At 59.0% G+C, this 16,429-nt stretch carries 15 protein-coding genes; all 15 read left to right on the top strand.

The window, feature by feature from the left end:
* Window positions 1-118 precede the first annotated feature (118 nt).
* The 15 genes from rfbF (at window position 119) to AFK24_RS12785 (ending at window position 16,371) form a co-directional block, all read left to right on the top strand.
* On the top strand, window positions 119-892 hold the full coding sequence (gene rfbF / locus AFK24_RS12855) for a glucose-1-phosphate cytidylyltransferase (protein WP_065833595.1): 774 nt from the start codon (window positions 119-121) through the stop codon (window positions 890-892).
* Window positions 874-1,956, top strand: coding sequence for a CDP-glucose 4,6-dehydratase (gene rfbG / locus AFK24_RS12850; protein WP_065833594.1), 1,083 nt, complete (start codon window positions 874-876; stop codon window positions 1,954-1,956). The genes rfbF and rfbG overlap by 19 nt, the downstream gene beginning before the upstream one ends.
* Complete coding sequence (locus AFK24_RS12845; RefSeq protein WP_065833593.1) at window positions 1,953-2,513, top strand: dTDP-4-dehydrorhamnose 3,5-epimerase family protein; 561 nt, start codon at window positions 1,953-1,955, stop codon at window positions 2,511-2,513. The genes rfbG and AFK24_RS12845 overlap by 4 nt, the downstream gene beginning before the upstream one ends.
* Entirely contained in the window at window positions 2,510-3,736 is a 1,227-nt protein-coding gene (locus tag AFK24_RS12840) for a class I SAM-dependent methyltransferase (RefSeq protein ID WP_065833592.1), read from the top strand. The genes AFK24_RS12845 and AFK24_RS12840 overlap by 4 nt, the downstream gene beginning before the upstream one ends.
* Window positions 3,737-3,741: 5 nt before the next feature.
* Window positions 3,742-4,632, top strand: a complete 891-nt coding sequence (locus AFK24_RS12835) for an NAD-dependent epimerase/dehydratase family protein (protein WP_065833628.1) — start codon at window positions 3,742-3,744, stop codon at window positions 4,630-4,632.
* Window positions 4,629-5,363, top strand: a complete 735-nt coding sequence (locus AFK24_RS12830; RefSeq protein WP_065833591.1) for a cephalosporin hydroxylase family protein — start codon at window positions 4,629-4,631, stop codon at window positions 5,361-5,363. Before AFK24_RS12835 ends, AFK24_RS12830 begins: the two co-directional genes overlap by 4 nt.
* Before the next feature lie 58 nt (window positions 5,364-5,421).
* Window positions 5,422-8,352, top strand: coding sequence for a TIGR00180 family glycosyltransferase (locus tag AFK24_RS12825; RefSeq protein ID WP_065833590.1), 2,931 nt, complete (start codon window positions 5,422-5,424; stop codon window positions 8,350-8,352).
* A 27-nt stretch (window positions 8,353-8,379) separates the two neighbouring features.
* Window positions 8,380-9,381, top strand: coding sequence for a UDP-N-acetylglucosamine 4,6-dehydratase (inverting) (gene pseB / locus AFK24_RS12820; protein ID WP_065833589.1), 1,002 nt, complete (start codon window positions 8,380-8,382; stop codon window positions 9,379-9,381).
* Window positions 9,378-10,547, top strand: a complete 1,170-nt coding sequence (gene pseC, locus AFK24_RS12815) for a UDP-4-amino-4,6-dideoxy-N-acetyl-beta-L-altrosamine transaminase (protein ID WP_065833588.1) — start codon at window positions 9,378-9,380, stop codon at window positions 10,545-10,547. Before pseB ends, pseC begins: the two co-directional genes overlap by 4 nt.
* Window positions 10,548-10,676: 129 nt before the next feature.
* On the top strand, window positions 10,677-11,387 hold the full coding sequence (gene pseF, locus AFK24_RS12810) for a pseudaminic acid cytidylyltransferase (RefSeq protein ID WP_065833587.1): 711 nt from the start codon (window positions 10,677-10,679) through the stop codon (window positions 11,385-11,387).
* Between the two features lie 2 nt (window positions 11,388-11,389).
* On the top strand, window positions 11,390-12,469 hold the full coding sequence (gene pseG / locus AFK24_RS12805) for a UDP-2,4-diacetamido-2,4,6-trideoxy-beta-L-altropyranose hydrolase (RefSeq protein ID WP_065833586.1): 1,080 nt from the start codon (window positions 11,390-11,392) through the stop codon (window positions 12,467-12,469).
* Window positions 12,466-13,518: a pseudaminic acid synthase gene (pseI, locus tag AFK24_RS12800; RefSeq protein ID WP_065833585.1), complete on the top strand. Its 1,053-nt coding sequence runs from the start codon at window positions 12,466-12,468 to the stop codon at window positions 13,516-13,518. Before pseG ends, pseI begins: the two co-directional genes overlap by 4 nt.
* A 298-nt stretch (window positions 13,519-13,816) precedes the next feature.
* Window positions 13,817-14,743 (top strand): ketoacyl-ACP synthase III, encoded by a 927-nt coding sequence (locus AFK24_RS12795; RefSeq protein WP_065833627.1) that lies wholly within the window; start codon window positions 13,817-13,819, stop codon window positions 14,741-14,743.
* Between the two features lie 81 nt (window positions 14,744-14,824).
* Window positions 14,825-16,117, top strand: coding sequence for a motility associated factor glycosyltransferase family protein (locus AFK24_RS12790; RefSeq protein ID WP_065833584.1), 1,293 nt, complete (start codon window positions 14,825-14,827; stop codon window positions 16,115-16,117).
* The gene (locus AFK24_RS12785) at window positions 16,114-16,371 is read left to right on the top strand and encodes a hypothetical protein (protein WP_065833583.1); all 258 of its coding nucleotides are present in this window, start codon (window positions 16,114-16,116) and stop codon (window positions 16,369-16,371) included. Before AFK24_RS12790 ends, AFK24_RS12785 begins: the two co-directional genes overlap by 4 nt.
* The last annotated feature ends 58 nt before the right edge of the window (window positions 16,372-16,429 follow it).

The following is a 16,429-nucleotide window of genomic DNA, read 5'->3' as shown; positions in this document are numbered from 1 at the left end:
AAGGTGTACTTCCGGCGTTTCTGGAAGATGCATGTTTGTGGTGCTGACGGTTTATTCAGCTGGCCTGCAAAGCCCCGAAAAGCTTGGTTGAGCCCTGTGAAGTAGAAGAGGGGACGAGATGAAGGCAGTAATTCTGGCCGGTGGCCTGGGCACAAGGATCAGTGAGGAATCGCACCTCAAGCCCAAGCCGATGATCGAGATCGGCGGCAAGCCAATTCTTTGGCACATCATGAAGCAGTATTCGGCTCATGGTATCCATGACTTCGTGATTTGCCTTGGCTACAAGGGCTACGCGATCAAGGACTTTTTCGCCAACTACTTCCTGCACACCTCTGACGTCACCTTCGACATGTGCAACAACCGCATGGACGTGCATCAGAACTACAGCGAGCCGTGGCGCGTCACCTTGATCGATACCGGCGAAGACACCATGACCGGTGGCCGTTTGCGCCGGGCCAGTCGCTACGTACAGGACGAAGAAGCGTTCTGCTTCACCTACGGCGATGGCGTTTCCGATCTCAATATCAGTGCGCTGGTGGACTTTCATCTGTCCCATAAACAATTGGCCACGGTCACCGCCGTGCAGCCTCCGGGTCGCTACGGCGCACTGGAGCGCGATGGCGATCTGGTTCGCGGTTTCACGGAAAAACCCCGTGGCGACGGTGGCTGGATCAATGGTGGTTTCTTTGTGTTGTCGCCCAAAGTGCTGTCGCTGATCCCCGACGACGGAACCGTCTGGGAAGCCGAACCTTTGATGGGGCTGGCGGATCGCGGCGAGCTGGCTGCGTTCCAGCACGACGGTTTCTGGCATCCGATGGACACCCTGCGCGACAAGAATTACCTCGAACAACTGTGGCAGAGCGGGGAGGCCCCGTGGAAGCAGTGGGCCTGAGTTCGCAATTCTGGAGTGGCAAGCGGGTATTGCTCACTGGCCACACCGGATTCAAAGGCAGTTGGTTGACGCTATGGCTGCAAAGCCTGGGCGCCGAGGTCAGTGGTTTTGCCCTGGCACCCTCCACCGAACCCAGCCTGTTCGAACTGGCGGGCGTGGCCGACGGCATCAACGATCAACGCGGCGACCTGCGTGATCTTGGCGCCTTGCTGGAGCTGATCGCCGAGACGCGTCCGGAGATTGTCCTGCATCTGGCGGCCCAGCCATTGGTGCGCGAAGGCTATCGCGATCCGCTGGGCACCTATTCCAGCAATGTCATGGGCACGCTCAATCTGCTCGAAGCCATTCGCCAGATCGGCGGCGTGCGCGCCTGTGTTCTGGTAACCACCGACAAGGTCTACGCCAATCAGGAATGGCTCTGGCCTTATCGTGAGAATGAACCCCTGGGCGGGCATGATCCCTACAGCAGCAGCAAGGCTTGCTGCGAGTTGCTGGCCCAGTCATACGCGGCGTCGTTCTTCGCTGCGGATCGGTATGCCGAACACGGCCTGGCGCTGGCGACCGCGCGCGCGGGCAACGTGCTGGGCGGCGGTGATTTCGCCCCGGAACGCTTGATCCCGGATGTACTCAAGGCCTGGTCGGCCAATGAACCCGTGACCTTGCGTTACCCGCAGGCGGTGCGCCCGTGGCAGCACGCCCTGGAACCGCTGGCGGGTTATCTGCTGCTGGCCGCCGGCTTGTACGAACATGGGCCGGCATTTGCCGGTGCCTGGAACTTTGGCCCCGGCGAAAACGATATGTGCAGCGTCGGGGAAGTGGTGCAGTTGCTGGCCAGCCGCTGGCCTCGCGGGCCTGGCATGCGCATCGAACCGAGCGAACTGCACGAAGCCGGCCTGTTGCGTCTGGACAGCAGTCGCGCCCATCAGCTACTGGCCTGGAAGCCGCGCTGGTCGCTGCAACAATGCCTGGAACATACGCTGGATTGGCACCTGGCCTGGAAATCCGGCCAGAACATGCGTGAGATGACCCTGGCTCAGCTGAACCTGTATCGGGGGCAGCCGTGAGCGAGTTCCTGTTGAAAGCATTGCCGTTGCCGGGATTGTTCAGCGTGCAGCACAAGCGTCACGAAGATACTCGCGGGCACTTTTCCCGGTTGTTCTGCGAGGGCAGCCTGAGCGGCTTTGACCAGCCGTTTCATATTCGCCAGATCAATCATTCCCGCACGCGCGAGCAAGGCAGCGTGCGGGGCCTGCACTATCAGAACGGCGACCATCCGGAAGCCAAGCTGATTACCTGCCTGCGCGGCGAAGTCTGGGATGTGGCGGTTGATTTGCGTGCGGATTCGCCAACCTTTCTGCACTGGCATGCCGAGCATCTGCGTGCCGGTGATGGCCGCAGCCTGCTGCTCCCGGCGGGGTTCGCCCATGGCTTCCAGACCCTGACCGATGATGCCGAATTGTTGTATCTGCACAGCGCTGACTATGCGCCGGAGCATGAGGGCGGTCTGTCGGTACATGACCCTCGTCTGGCGATTGGCTGGCCGTTGGCTGTCAAAAATCTGTCGGCAAGGGATGCGTCCCATCCACTGCTGGATTCCCAGTTTTCCGGAGTGCACGTATGAATTGTCGCGGCTGCGGCACCCTTTTGAATCTGCCGCTGATTGATCTCGGCACTGCGCCGCCATCCAATGCGTATCTGCGCCCGGAACAGCTGGAAGTCGCCGAGCAATGGGTGCCTTTGAAAGTCCAGGTCTGCCAGTGCTGCTGGCTGGTCCAGACCGAGGATTACACCAGCGCCGAAAGCCTGTTCGACGCCGATTATGCTTACTTCAGCTCGTTCTCCAGCACCTGGCTGGAACATGCCGAGCGCTATGTGGCAACCATGGTCGAGCGCTTCGGCCTGACTGCCGAGAGTCGCGTGGTGGAAATCGCCGCCAATGACGGTTACTTGCTGCAATACGTTGCAAAACGCGGCATTCCTTGTCTGGGCATCGAACCCACCCGCAGCACCGCCAAGGCCGCGCGGGAAAAGGGCCTGGAGATACGCGAACTGTTCTTTGGCCGCGAGACCGCGTTGCAGCTGGTCGAAGACGGCTGGGCAGCGGATCTCATGGCGGCCAACAACGTGCTGGCCCATGTGCCGGATATCAACGATTTCCTGGCTGGCTTCGCGGTGTTGCTCAAGCCTGAGGGCGTCGCCACCTTCGAGTTTCCGCACCTGCTGGCGCTCATGGCGGGCGCGCAGTTCGACACGCTTTACCACGAGCACTATTCCTACCTGTCACTGACTGCAGTGCAGACGTTGTGCGAGCGCAATGGCCTGGAAATCTTTGATGTCAGCCACCTGCCGACGCACGGTGGCTCGCTGCGTGTGTTCGTTCAACGTGCGGACGGTACGCGTCGCGCTCAGCAACCCGCCGTGCAGCAGGCACTGGCCGCCGAATTGCTGGCTGGCGTCACCCGGCCCGAGTTCTACGCGACCCTGGCGCCAGCCGCCGAACGCATCAAACACGAACTGCTGCGTTTCCTGCTACAGGCCAAGGCCGAAGGCAAGCGCGTCGTAGGTTACGGCGCGGCAGCCAAGGGCAATACCTTGCTCAACTATGCCGGGGTCAAGCCGGACCTGCTGGCCTGGGTGGCGGATGCCAACCCGCACAAGCAGGGCAAGTTCTTGCCGGGCAGTCGTATTCCGGTGGTAGGCCCCGAGCGCATCGAACTGGAAAAGCCGGACTATGTGCTGGTCCTGCCGTGGAATCTGCTGAACGAAGTCAGCGCGCAGCAAGCGACTATCCGTGAATGGGGCGGGCGCTTCGTGATCGCGGTGCCCGAGCTGCGCATTCTGTGAGCAGCATGCAGATATTAGTGACGGGCGCGACCGGGTTTGTCGGGCGCCATCTGGTCAGCGCCTTGTTGGCGCGAGGCTGTCGCGTTCGTGCCGTGGCGCGCAGTCTGGACGTTGCGCGGGGCATGTCATGGTTTGAAGATGTGGAGTTTATCGCTGCCGATGTTCATTCGCCCGAGCTCGATGTTCTGGCGCTGACTCAAGGTATCGATGCCATGGCGCACCTGGCCTGGCCTGGCCTGCCGAACTACAAGGGTCTGTTTCACTTTGAGCACAACCTGTTTGCTGACTATTCGTTCATCAAGCGTGTGGTTGAGGCCGGTGTGCCTCAAGTGATGGTCACAGGTACCTGTTTCGAATACGGCATGCAAAATGGCGCTCTCGACGAGTGCGTCACTCCTCAGCCCGCAAACCCATATGGCCTGGCCAAAAACACGCTACGGCTGTTCCTGGAAAGCCTTCAGCGTGAGCAGCCATTCACCCTGCAGTGGGCTCGACTATTTTACCTGCACGGCGAAGGTCAGAACACGAACAGCCTGCTGGCGAGCCTGGACAGGGCAATCGATGCGGGTGAGGACTCGTTCAACATGTCAGCCGGTGATCAATTGCGCGACTACTTGCCAATCAACGTCGCCGCGGGCTACCTCGCCGGGCTACTGCATTGCCACGAATTTTCAGGCGTTATCAATTGCTGCAGCGGTCAGCCGATTTCGGTCAGAGCACTGGTTGAACAGCGGCTGCGCGAGCGTGGCGTGTCGATGAAATTGAATCTGGGGTTCTACGGTTATTCAGTCCATGAACCTCTGGCGTTCTGGGGTGACGGGCAACGCCTGCAACAACTTTTGAGCGCTGAAGTAATCGATTTGTCATTAGCCTCCTTCACAGAGAACGGAATATGAACAAGACAGCATTAGAAGTATTTGAAGCTGAATGCAAAGAGGAGGTCAGCGCTCAGGGCCAGAACCAGGCACTCAGCAATCTGGCACAAGAATTTTATAACGAGTCGGCCAAATACAAATACACCTATCACTTTTCATGGATGGGCCGGCCGATCATTCAGCTGCCACAGGACATGATGGCGATGCAGGAGCTCATCTGGCAGATCAAACCAGATCTGGTCATTGAATGTGGCATCGCCCATGGCGGGTCGATCCTTTACTACGCGTCGCTGCTGGAACTGCAGGGCCATGGGGAAGTGCTGGGCATCGACCGGGACATTCGCGCGCACAACCGTGAAGCCATCGAGAGCCATCCCATGAGCAAGCGTGTGCGCATGATCGAAGGGTCTAGCATCGATCCGGCGACAGTCGAACAGGTACGTGTCGCGGCGGCGGGCAAGAAAGTCATCGTGGTTCTGGACTCCAATCACACCCATGAGCATGTGCTTGCAGAGCTGAACTATTACGCACCGCTGGTTTCGGTCGGCAGCTATTGCGTGGTGATGGACACTGTGGTGGAAGACATGGCTGATGATGCCTTTCCTGATCGGCCATGGGGCAAAGGCGATAACCCGAAAACCGCAGTCCGGGCCTACTTAAAAGAGAATAGGGATTTCGTGATCGACGAAGCGATACATAACAAGCTGTTGATCACGGTTGCCAGAGACGGCTACCTGCGTCGCATTCGTTAAACATCGGCCGCGTCGACGTCGAGCTTCTAGATTATTTACCGGTTGTGTGGGGAAGATTATGCAAGGCAAGTACGATTCTGAAAACGCTGTACATCTGGACGATCTGCTCACGGTGGTATTGATCAGCCACAATCGCCCCGCATTTCTGCGCCGGGCAGTGCAGTATTACGGCGTTCTGTCTTGCAAAATTCTTGTGCTGGACTCATCGAGCCTGCCCACCGAGGGTGTGGCAGGTCTGTTCGAGAACGTGGAGTATCAGCACCTGCCGCAGTTCGGTTACTGGGGTATGCAGGCCAAGCTGGATTATGGCGTGCAGCAGATCACCACCCCCTATATGGTCTTCGCCGCTGATGACGACTTCATTGTCCATCAGGCCCTGGAGCAGTCCGTGAGCTTTTTGGAGGGCAATGCGGATTACGGCATGTGTCACGGTTATTGCCTGATGTACCTGGCTCGCCCGAGCGGTGTCACCTACTTCCGCCGTGATAAGAAAGTCTGTGAAGACTATGGCAGCGATCTCGCACAGGATCGCATTCTGGATTTCCTGAGTCAGTACCTTCCGCCTTTCTATGCCGTTCACCGTACCGCGTTAATTCGCGATTGGTACGACGCCATGCCCGAGCAGACCAGCATCCAGTGGAATGAAATTGGACACGCCTGGTACATGCTGGCCCGAGCCAAGGCTCGAATTCTGCCCATTCCCTACGTTGTTCGGGAGATCAATTACGGGAAGTCGGAACATTCCACCGAGATTTATCACACACTGTCATTCACCGACCCCAAATCCGTAGCCGACCGGGTGCGATTTGCCGGGGTACTGGCGGCATTGCCGACCCAGATTGATGGGTTGGATGCGCAGCAAGGCGTCGAGTTTGTACTGCAAAGTTTCGAGGCGCTTGCCGATTGCCTGCGCAACCGCCGCAGCCTGACTGCCGAGATCATTATTGAATCTGGCTGGGCCAGCCAGACGATGGAGCCCGAGCGTCGTTTCGCTGCGCGGCAATATGTCGAAATGCCGTTCTATAACCAGCCGTTTTTCGATTTGTTGAGCACCTATGAATTCATGCTGCACGCCATGCCCGCCGGTCGTGTGCAAATGGAAGGGCTTGAAGGTGTCTGGGCTCGCCAGCAGGATTTGATGCGACCGCGCAATAACGATACGCCGGAGAGTATTATTGACCGGTTATGGATGGCTCAGGACTGCAATATTTTCAATCGTGAGGTGGTCAGCCGCCTGGCACGTCAACTGGAACGCATGGGCGATGTAGACGAGGCACGGAAGGTACGGGCATTCGAGGATCGTCTTAATGCATTTCCTGATCCCGACAATCGAAAAGTGTTTAACGCCACGCGATCAGGTCGTTTGCTTATGTGGCTTGGCGCACGCAATCCAGACGGCAACGAAGCGCGGATGATCAGCGAAAATCTGCTCGCCATAAACGGTGGCCCCCAGTTCGGTCTGCTGGTGTTGAACCTCGACGGTGATGTCGCCGCTTTGCAGATCACTCTGGATAGCTTGCTCGAGGGTCACTGCAAGGCCTTCAAGATTGTGGTGTTCACAACAGCAGAGCCGCCGGCCGCGACCCAACCGAGCAATACTCTGCACTTCGTCAAGGTGACCCAGGGTAACTGCATCGACAAGCTGAACCTGATCGTCAATCAGTCGTCCAGCGACTGGATGTTGCTGCTTGAAGCGGGCGATGAATTCACTGCCAGCGGTCTGCTTCGCGCCAGTCTGGAGCTTCAGGCAGCGCCGGAATGCCGAGCCGTGGCTGTTGACGAAATTCAGCGTCAGGCCGATGGTGCGCTGGTCGATGTATTTCGACCGGGTTTTAATCTGGACTTGCTGCAAAGCGTCCCGCGTCTGATGGCGCGTCACTGGTTGATCCGGCGCGATGTGTTGCAGGCCGCCGGTGGTTATTCCGCCGACTGTGGCAAGGCGCTGGAATTTGACCTGCTGCTGCGAATCATCGAAGAGGGCGGTATGGCCTGGCTGGCGCATCTGGATGAGCCGGTGCTGATCTGCCCCGCTGTGGCGTTCGACGAAAACCCCCATGAGCGTCAGGCGCTGATCCGCCACCTCGCGCGTCGTGGTTTCAAGGCGCAGGTCAGGTCTGAGAAGCCCGGTCTCTACCAGATCGACTACCGCCACAGTGAACGCCCACTGGTATCCATCATCGTTCGTTCTCAGGACAATCTCGAGGCACTGCAGCGTTGTCTGGCCAGCATTGGTCAACGTACTCGCTATACCCGGTATGAAATCCTGATTGCCGACAACCAGAGCCAATCTGCCGAGATGAACGGCTGGCTTGACGAGCGGCAATCGGCAGGCAGCGCCATCCGTATTCTGCGCAATGCCGAAGGCTTGAGTCGTTCAGCGCTGATCAATGCCGCCGCCCGTGAAGCTAAGGGCAGCTATATGGTCCTGTTGGACGCCGAGGCGGAAGTGGTCAATCCCAACTGGATCGAGTCCCTGCTCAACCAGGCCCAGCGTCTGGAGGTAGGTGTCGTCGGTGTCAAGCTTATTGATGAACAAGGCTCGGTTACTCAGGCCGGTTTGATCCTGGGCATGAATGGTGGGGTGGGTTCAGCCTTCATCGGTGAGCAACGTGATGCCGAGGGCTATATGTTCCGCCTGGCCGTGGAACAGAATTACTCTGCGGTCTCCGATGCCTGCCTGATGGTGCGCAAGGAGATTTTCGATGCGGTGGGGGGGCTTGATGAAGGCGATTTCGCTGAGTCGCTCAGCGATGTGGACCTGTGTTTGAGCATAGCCGCTGCCGGGTTCCTGATTGTCTGGACGCCACAGGTCGAAGTCATCCATCCGGGGCTGCAGCCCCATGCGCCCCAGGCACTTGACGCCCTGCGCGCCAAGTGGCCTGAGGCTTTCGAGCAGGACTTGGCCTACAACAAAAACCTTACCCTGGCCGGTAAAGGTTTCGAGTTCGGTCGCCCGACCAGTATCAACTGGTCGCAGCTGCTGGCATAAGTTCGATACAGGTCAGAGGATTCAAGGATGTTCAACGGCAAATCCATTTTCATCTCCGGCGGCACCGGCTCGTTCGGCCGCCAGTTCATCCGCACCCTGCTTGAGCGCTATCAGCCCAAGCGGGTGGTGGTGTTCTCTCGGGATGAGCTCAAGCAGTACGAAATGCAGCAGGAATTCACTGCGCCGTGCATGCGGTTTTTCCTTGGCGACGTGCGCGATGCCGACCGCTTGCTGCAAGGCATGCGTGGCATCGATTACGTGGTCCACGCCGCAGCGCTCAAGCATGTGCCCGCTGCGGAGTACAACCCGACGGAATTCATCCGCACCAACGTCAATGGCGCGGAGAACATCATCGCCGCCGCCATCGCCAATGGCGTGAAAAGCGTGATTGCGCTGTCCACCGACAAGGCGGCCAGCCCGATCAATCTGTACGGCGCAACCAAGTTGCTCTCCGACAAATTGTTCGTCGCTGCCAACAACATTGCCGGGGATCAGCCGACACGTTTTGCCGTGGTGCGTTATGGCAACGTGGCCGGTTCCCGGGGCTCGATCGTGCCGTTCTTCAACAAGCTGATTGCCGGTGGCGCCACCGAACTGCCGATCACCGATCCGCGCATGACCCGCTTCTGGATCACCCTGGATCACGGCGTGGATTTCGTGATGCAGAGTTTTGCGCGCATGCATGGCGGCGAAGTGTTCGTGCCGAAAATTCCGTCGATTCGTATCGTCGATCTGGCCCAGGCCATGGCCGCCGAGTTGCCGCACAAACATGTCGGCATTCGTCCTGGTGAGAAACTCCACGAGTTGATGGTGCCGCTGGATGACGCGCGCATGACCCTGGAATTTGCCGATCATTACACCATCGTGCCGTCGATCCGCTTCAATAATGTCGATGCGGATTTCAGCCTCGATGCTACCGGTGAGCAAGGCAGGGCCGTGGCCGACACCTTCGAATACCGCTCTGATATCAACCCGCATTTCCTGTCGGTCGGTCAGATCGGCGAACTGCACGCTGACATTCAGCCATGATTCCCTATGGTCGCCAGAGCCTTGATCAAGCCGATATCGACGCGGTGGTCGAGGTGCTGCAATCAGACTGGCTGACCCAGGGGCCGACGCTGGAACGCTTTGAAGTCGCCATGGCCGCGCGGGTCGAGGCCAGCTTTGCCGTGGCGGTGTGCAATGCCACGGCGGCGCTGCACATTGCCTGTCTGGCTGCGGATCTCGGGCCGGGTGACTGGCTCTGGACGACACCCAATACGTTTCTCGCTTCGGCCAATTGCGGGCGCTATTGCGGCGCTGATGTGGACTTTGTCGACATCGATCCGCTGACCTGGAATCTCGATGCCGAGAGGCTGGCGCGCAAGCTTGAAATCGCCGAGCGCGACGGGCGATTACCCAAGGTTCTGGTGGCCGTGGCATTTTCCGGGCAGAGCTGTGACATGCGCAGCATTGATCAATTGGCCACGCGCTACGGGTTCACTGTGATCGAGGACGCTTCCCACGCGGTGGGCGCCGCTTACGCCGGGCGTCCGGTGGGCTGCGGCGAGTTTGCTGCGATGACCGTGTTCAGTTTTCATCCGGTAAAAATCATCACCACCGGGGAGGGCGGTATGGTCATGACCAATCGTCCCGAGCTGGCCGAGCGCTTGCGCCGCTTGCGCAGCCATGGCATGACCCGGGACCCGGCGCACATGGATGAGCCCAGTCATGGCCCGTGGTATTACCAGCAGGTCGAGCTGGGCTTCAATTACCGGATGACCGACATTCAAGCTGCGTTGGGCGTGTCGCAACTGAGCAAGCTTGATGCGTTCATTGCCCGGCGTCGCGCGCTGGCCGCTCGCTATCAAACGGCACTGGCCGGGCTGCCGCTGACCTTGCCCGGCGCGCAGGCCGAGGCTGAATCGGCCTGGCATTTGTACGTCGTGCGCCTGCATGCCGAGCGCCTCAGCCTGACCCATCGGGAGGTTTTCGAAGCCTTGCGCGCAGCCGGGATCGGCGTCAACCTGCACTACATTCCCGTCCACTTGCAGCCGTATTACCGGGAGCTGGGGTTCAAGGCAGGCGATTTCCCCGAGGCCGAGCGCTATTACGCGCAAGCCATCAGCCTGCCGATCTTCCCGGCCATGAGCGAAACCCAGCAGGACTATGTGATCGAGCAGTTGCAGCGTTTGCTCACCACCGGCAATGCGTAACGCTCGGCCCCCACTGAACTGATGGTAGAAATCCGATATGCGTGAATTGACTGAACAGGAAGAGTTTTGGGTCCGGGACCCACAGTCTTCGGCCGACGACGTTACTGGGTTTCTTCCGGAAAAACGTGCGTGAGCGCGGTAGCCATTATTCCGGCGCGGGGCGGCAGCCAGCGTATCCCGCGCAAGAATCTCAAACTGTTCAATGGCCAGCCGATGATCGTCTGGTCGATTCGCGCGGCCCTGGCCAGTGGCGTATTTGATCGGGTCATGGTCAGTACTGACGATGCGCAAATCGCCGAAATCGCCCTGGCCCATGGCGCCGAGGTGCCGTTCATGCGTCCCGCCGAGCTGGCCGATGCGTTTACCGGCACCCTCGCGGTCATGCAGCACGCAATAGGCGCGCTGGCAGATCAGGGATCGAGCTTCGATTACGTGTGCTGCATCTATGCCACAGCTCCGCTGTTGCAAACGCGTTACTTGCGCCAGGGGTTGGAAATGCTGCAATCCTCTTCGGAAAAATCCTACGCATTCCCAGTGTGCAGTTTTGGCTTTCCGGTGCAGCGTGCTTTATTGGTCGAGCCCGGCGGCGGGCTGGCACCGATGTATCCGCAGTTCCGCGAAACCCGCTCACAGGATCTACCGGCCGCGTATCAGGATGCCGGTCAATTCTATTGGGGGCGTAGCAACGCCTGGCTGCGCGGCGACGTGGTGTTCTCCGGCCTGAGTCTGCCGATCATCCTGCCGCGCCATCTGGTTCAGGACATCGACAGCGAGGAGGACTGGCGCCGTGCGGAGTTTCTCTACGCGGCGCTCAAGGCGAGCGGGGAGCTGGAAGGGTGAGAGTGCTGATTCGTGCCGACGCATCGCTCAATATTGGCAGCGGTCATATTGCGCGGTGCACGGCTCTGGCTGATGTGCTGCGTAACAGCGGGGCACAAGTGAGCTTCGCCTGCCGCCTGCTGCCGGGGCATTTGTCGAGCCGCCTGCAGGCCCAGGGTTACACCGTTCATGCCTTGCCAGCGCACTATGCCGATGAGCAATCGGGTATCGACATCGAGGCGTTATTGCCTTGCCAGGAAGATATCGACGCGCTGGCTCAGGCGTTGCCCGCTCAAGAGCGCTTCGACTGGCTGATTGTCGATCACTACGGTCTTGCCGCCGACTGGGAAACCGCCGCGCGTCGGTTTGCGCCGCGAATCATGGCCATCGACGATCTGGCCAATCGTCCCCATGCGGTTGATGTCCTGCTCGATCAGAATTTTTCCGGCACGCCTCAGGCCTATGCGCCTTGGATCACTGCCCAATGCCAAGCGTTGCTCGGGCCGCATTTTGCTCTGCTGCGTGACGAATTCCAGTGTGAACCGATCCAGATCCGGCCCAGGGTCAAGCGTGTCATCGTCAATTTCGGTGGTTTCGACGCCGCCGGGCAATCGTGGATCGCGATGCGGGCTTTGCTGGCCTATCCGCAGTTGGAGGTGGATTTCATTGCCGGGATCGATAACCCTGAATGGCTCGCCATGCAGGCGCTGGCCGAAGGACGCTTGAACTGGCGCCTGCAAATTCAGGTCAGCGATTTTTCGCGCTTGATGGCCGAGGCTGATCTGTTCATCGGTGCCGGTGGCGGCACGACGTGGGAGCGCGCCGCGCTTGGATTGCCGACCATCTGTGTCGCAGTGGCGGCCAATCAGAAAGCCAATGCCGAACAGCTGGCCGAGGCGGGCGCGCATCTTTATATCGGCACCCGGGAAAAGGCCAGCGTGCAGACCTTGCGTCAGGCGATTGAGCACCTCATGCACAATGAGGAGCTGCGCCAGAGTCTGGCGGCACAGTCCCGAAAATTAGTGGACGGGAAGGGCGCCCGTCGCGTCGCGGCAGTGCTGAGCGCTGCTGTCCCCGGTTTTAATGCGAGTGAACAGCGATGACAGGTTTCAAGATTGGCTCACGTTCCATCGGCGCGGATGCTCCGCCCTTTGTGATTGCCGAAATGAGTGGCAACCACAATCAATCCCTGGAGCAGGCGCTACGCATCGTCGAGGCCGCTGCCAAGGCCGGAGCCCATGCGCTGAAACTGCAAACCTATACCGCCGATACCATGACGCTGGATATCGACGAGGGCGAGTTCTTCATCAAGGACCCGAACAATCTGTGGGCGGGCTCGTCGCTGTATGCGCTGTACGAAAAAGCCCATACGCCCTGGGAGTGGCATGCGCCGATTTTCGCCCGTGCCAAAGAGCTGGGAATGCTGGCGTTCTCCACGCCGTTCGATGAGAGCGCGGTGGACTTCCTCGAAAGCCTGAATGTGCCGGCCTACAAGATCGCAAGCTTCGAAAATACCGACCTGCCGCTGATTCGCCGGGTCGCGGCGACCGGCAAACCAATGATCATCTCCACCGGAATGGCCAGCATTGCCGAGCTGGATGAAAGCGTGCGTGCGGCGCGGGCTGCGGGTTGCCGCGACCTGGTGCTGCTCAAATGCACCAGCACCTACCCGGCAACCCCGCAAAACAGCCACATTCGAACCATTCCTCATCTGCGCGAGCTGTTTGGTTGTCAGGTCGGCTTGTCTGATCACACCATGGGCGTCGGCGTTTCAGTGGCGGCGGTGGCGATGGGCGCGACCGTTATTGAGAAACACTTCACCCTGGACCGCAACGACGGCGGCGTGGATGCCAGCTTTTCCCTGGAACCCGCGGAAATGGCCAGTCTGGTCATCGAAACCGAACGCGCCTGGCAAGGGCTGGGGCATGTGCAGTATGGCGCGACCCTGGCGGAACAGAACTCGCTGCAATACCGCCGCTCGCTGTATGTGGTGCGCGATATGCGTGCCGGCGAAACCTTCAGCAAGGACAACGTGCGCGCCATTCGTCCCGGCCGGGGGCTGGCTCCGAAACATATCGATGCAGTGCTTGGGCGCAAGGCTCGGCAGCCCCTGATCCGGGGTACTCCGCTGGCTTGGGATAATATCGAGTAGGCGGCACATTGGCGTGACATCTTGAAGTCGGCAGGCGATTTTCGGCACGATGGCCACCTTAGTCGGTGACATGGGCGGCGCCAAAAGCGTATAAAACTTAGTGACCTATGAGTCACAACGCGCATCTTCACTGTATCGTGCTCGCGGGCGACGATGACGTAAGGCCGATTTCACGGTTCTCCGGGATCAGTCAAACCTCCCCGCAGCCCTTTATTCAAGGGCAAAAAAGCCTTCTGACTACAATGCCCCGCCATCGAGCGCGCGGTGATATTCAGCTATTTATGATTGGGAAGCCATGATGATTGGCATAAAAAGCATAGCGAGTTACGTGCCCGCAGCCGGCGTTGACAACTACGCGCAGGGCGCCAAATTCGGCAAGGATGATGAGTTCATTCTGGGCAAGATCGGCTCGGCTTTCCTGCCACGTAAAGAAGAGGCTCAGGAAACTTCCGATTTGTGCGTCGAGGCCGTGAATGCCTTGTTCGCCAACAACCCGGAGCTCAAGCGCGAATCCATTGATGTGCTGATCGTCGTTACGCAGAACGGCGATGAAGAAGGTCTGCCGCACACCGCTGCCATCGTTCAGGACAAGCTGGGCCTGTCGACCAGCGTCGCAGCCTTCGATATTTCCCTGGGTTGCTCGGGTTACGTCTACGGCATCTATGCGCTCAAGGGTTTCATGGAAGCCACCGGTCTGAAAAACGGTCTGCTGGTTACCGCTGATCCTTATTCAAAAATCGTTGACCCGGAAGACCGCAACACCACCATGCTCTTTGGTGATGCTGCGACCGCCACCTGGATGGGCGAGGATGCCCAATGGCAGCTGGGCAAGGCCAAATTTGGCACTGACGGTTCCGGCGCGCCGCATTTGAAGGTCAGTAATGGCGTGTTCTTCATGAACGGCCGCCAGGTGTTCAACTTCGCGCTGCTTAAAGTCCCGGCGCACCTGCACGAATTGCTCGACGAATCCGGCCTGCAATCCACTGATATCGATGCCTTCTGCATCCATCAGGGCAGCGCGGCGATTGTCGATGCGGTAGCGCGCCGTTTCGAGGGCGAACCTGAGAAATTCATCAAGGATATGCTGGAAACGGGCAACACCGTGTCTTCCAGCATTCCGCTGCTGTTGGAGCGGCACGCCATGGATTCAAGCTGGAAGCGAGTCGCCTTGAGCGGTTTCGGCGTGGGCTTGTCCTGGGGTTCGGCGATCATTTATCGCCCGTAATCGCATATAGCAGCAAAAATGGCGCGCAAGGTGAGTTAATCTTGAGCGCTATTTTTTTGCCTTCGTTTCAGGTGAGTCTTCATGACCGACAGCTTTGAGCGTAATGCCGCAGTGCTGCAGAACCGTTGGCCGGATGTCTTTGCCCGCTTACTGGCTGAAGACGACGCACTGCTTGAGGTTGAGTTGGTCGAAGGGCTGCAATCAACCCTGAGTATCAATGGCATTCAACTCACCAGCCGTCATGACCGAATCGCCGAGGCTCGTTTGCAGGCTGCCAGTTTGCCGCAGGCCAGTAAAGTTCTTCATCTATATGGCACCGGGCTTGGCGATTTGCAGCGCGTAATGCTGGAGGAACATAGCGCAGCGCGTTTGCAGGTGCATATCCTCAATGGAGCACTGTTCGCCTTGGTGCTCAAGTTGACCGATCAGGATGACTGGTTGAGCGACCCTCGCATTGAATTGGGCTACGCCGCTGACCACTCTGAAATTCAGATTCCCTTCTTCGCTTTGCCTGCCGAGCTGGAGCTGGCCGACGAAAAGAATGCGCGGATTCGTGATCGGTTGGTCAGCGAAGTACACATTCATTTCAACAACCGCGAATTCGATCCGCAGGCGCCGCAGATTCTGCAGCGCCTTGAGGAAAGTTTCGATCTGGTCAGCCGTGATCCTGATGTTGCCGAGCTGTTCGGCTCGCAATCTGGCCGGGAATTCTACGTGATTGGCACCGGCCCTAGTCTTGAGCAGCACTTCGAAAAGTTGCTGGCCGTGCGTGGTCAGGCGCAGCGCCCGTTGTTCATCTGCGTCGACACCGCTTACCGACCGTTGATTGCCCAGGGAATCGTGCCTGATCTGGTGGTGACCATCGATCAGCGCATTTCTGATCGCCATCTGCCGGCGGCGGATACGGCGGGCATCCGCCTGGTCTATCTGCCTTTAAGCAATCCGCAGGTTATATCGGCCTGGCAGGGTGATCGTTATGTAGGTTTCTCGCCGAGCCCGGTGTATGCGCAACTGCGCCAGCGGGTGCAACGGGGCATTCTGGCCGCCGGTGGCAGTGTCATTCATCCGGCGGTGGATCTGGCGGTCAAAATGGGCGCGACGCAGATCACACTGTTTGGTGTGGACTTCGCTTACCCGATGAACAAGAGCCATGCCGGGTGGGGTGACGGGGAGCTGGGGGCGCCGGTCGATCAGGCCAGACAGTGGGTACTCGATGGCCACGGTCAGCGGGTCAAGACCCAGCTCAACTTCCGGCGTTACCTCGGCGAGCTCGAACGTTATATTCAGGCCCATCCGCAGGTTCGCTTCTCTAATAGCAGCCGATCGGGCGCGATGATCGCGGGCACCGCGTTTAATGAAGAGTTCAGCCAATGAACGGGATCGAGTCGTGCGTGCTCGCCAGTATTGAATGTGCCGGGCGGTTTCGCCTTGGTCGCAGCGTCGAGGCGGCTCTGGATATGCTGGAAGTGTTCGAAACTGCAGCCGGTTTGTTTGAGCGCCGTTCTCCGGAGGTCCAGCAGCAGTGGTCACAACTGCTGGTGGCGATGTTCGCTTGTCAGCAGTCACAGGACTGGCTGGGTCTTGCCGACTATATGCAGTACGAGTTAGCGGAACTGGTTCACAGTTAATGACTTGCCGTATCTACGGCGCGGCGGGCGATATATAGAACTTCGCTTGATTGTCCGC

The organism is Pseudomonas syringae (genome assembly GCF_001698815.1).
Taxonomy (GTDB): Bacteria; Pseudomonadota; Gammaproteobacteria; order Pseudomonadales; family Pseudomonadaceae; genus Aquipseudomonas; species Aquipseudomonas syringae_A.
Note: the sequence above shows the minus strand (reverse complement) of the source record. Positions and strands in the feature narration are given on the sequence as shown.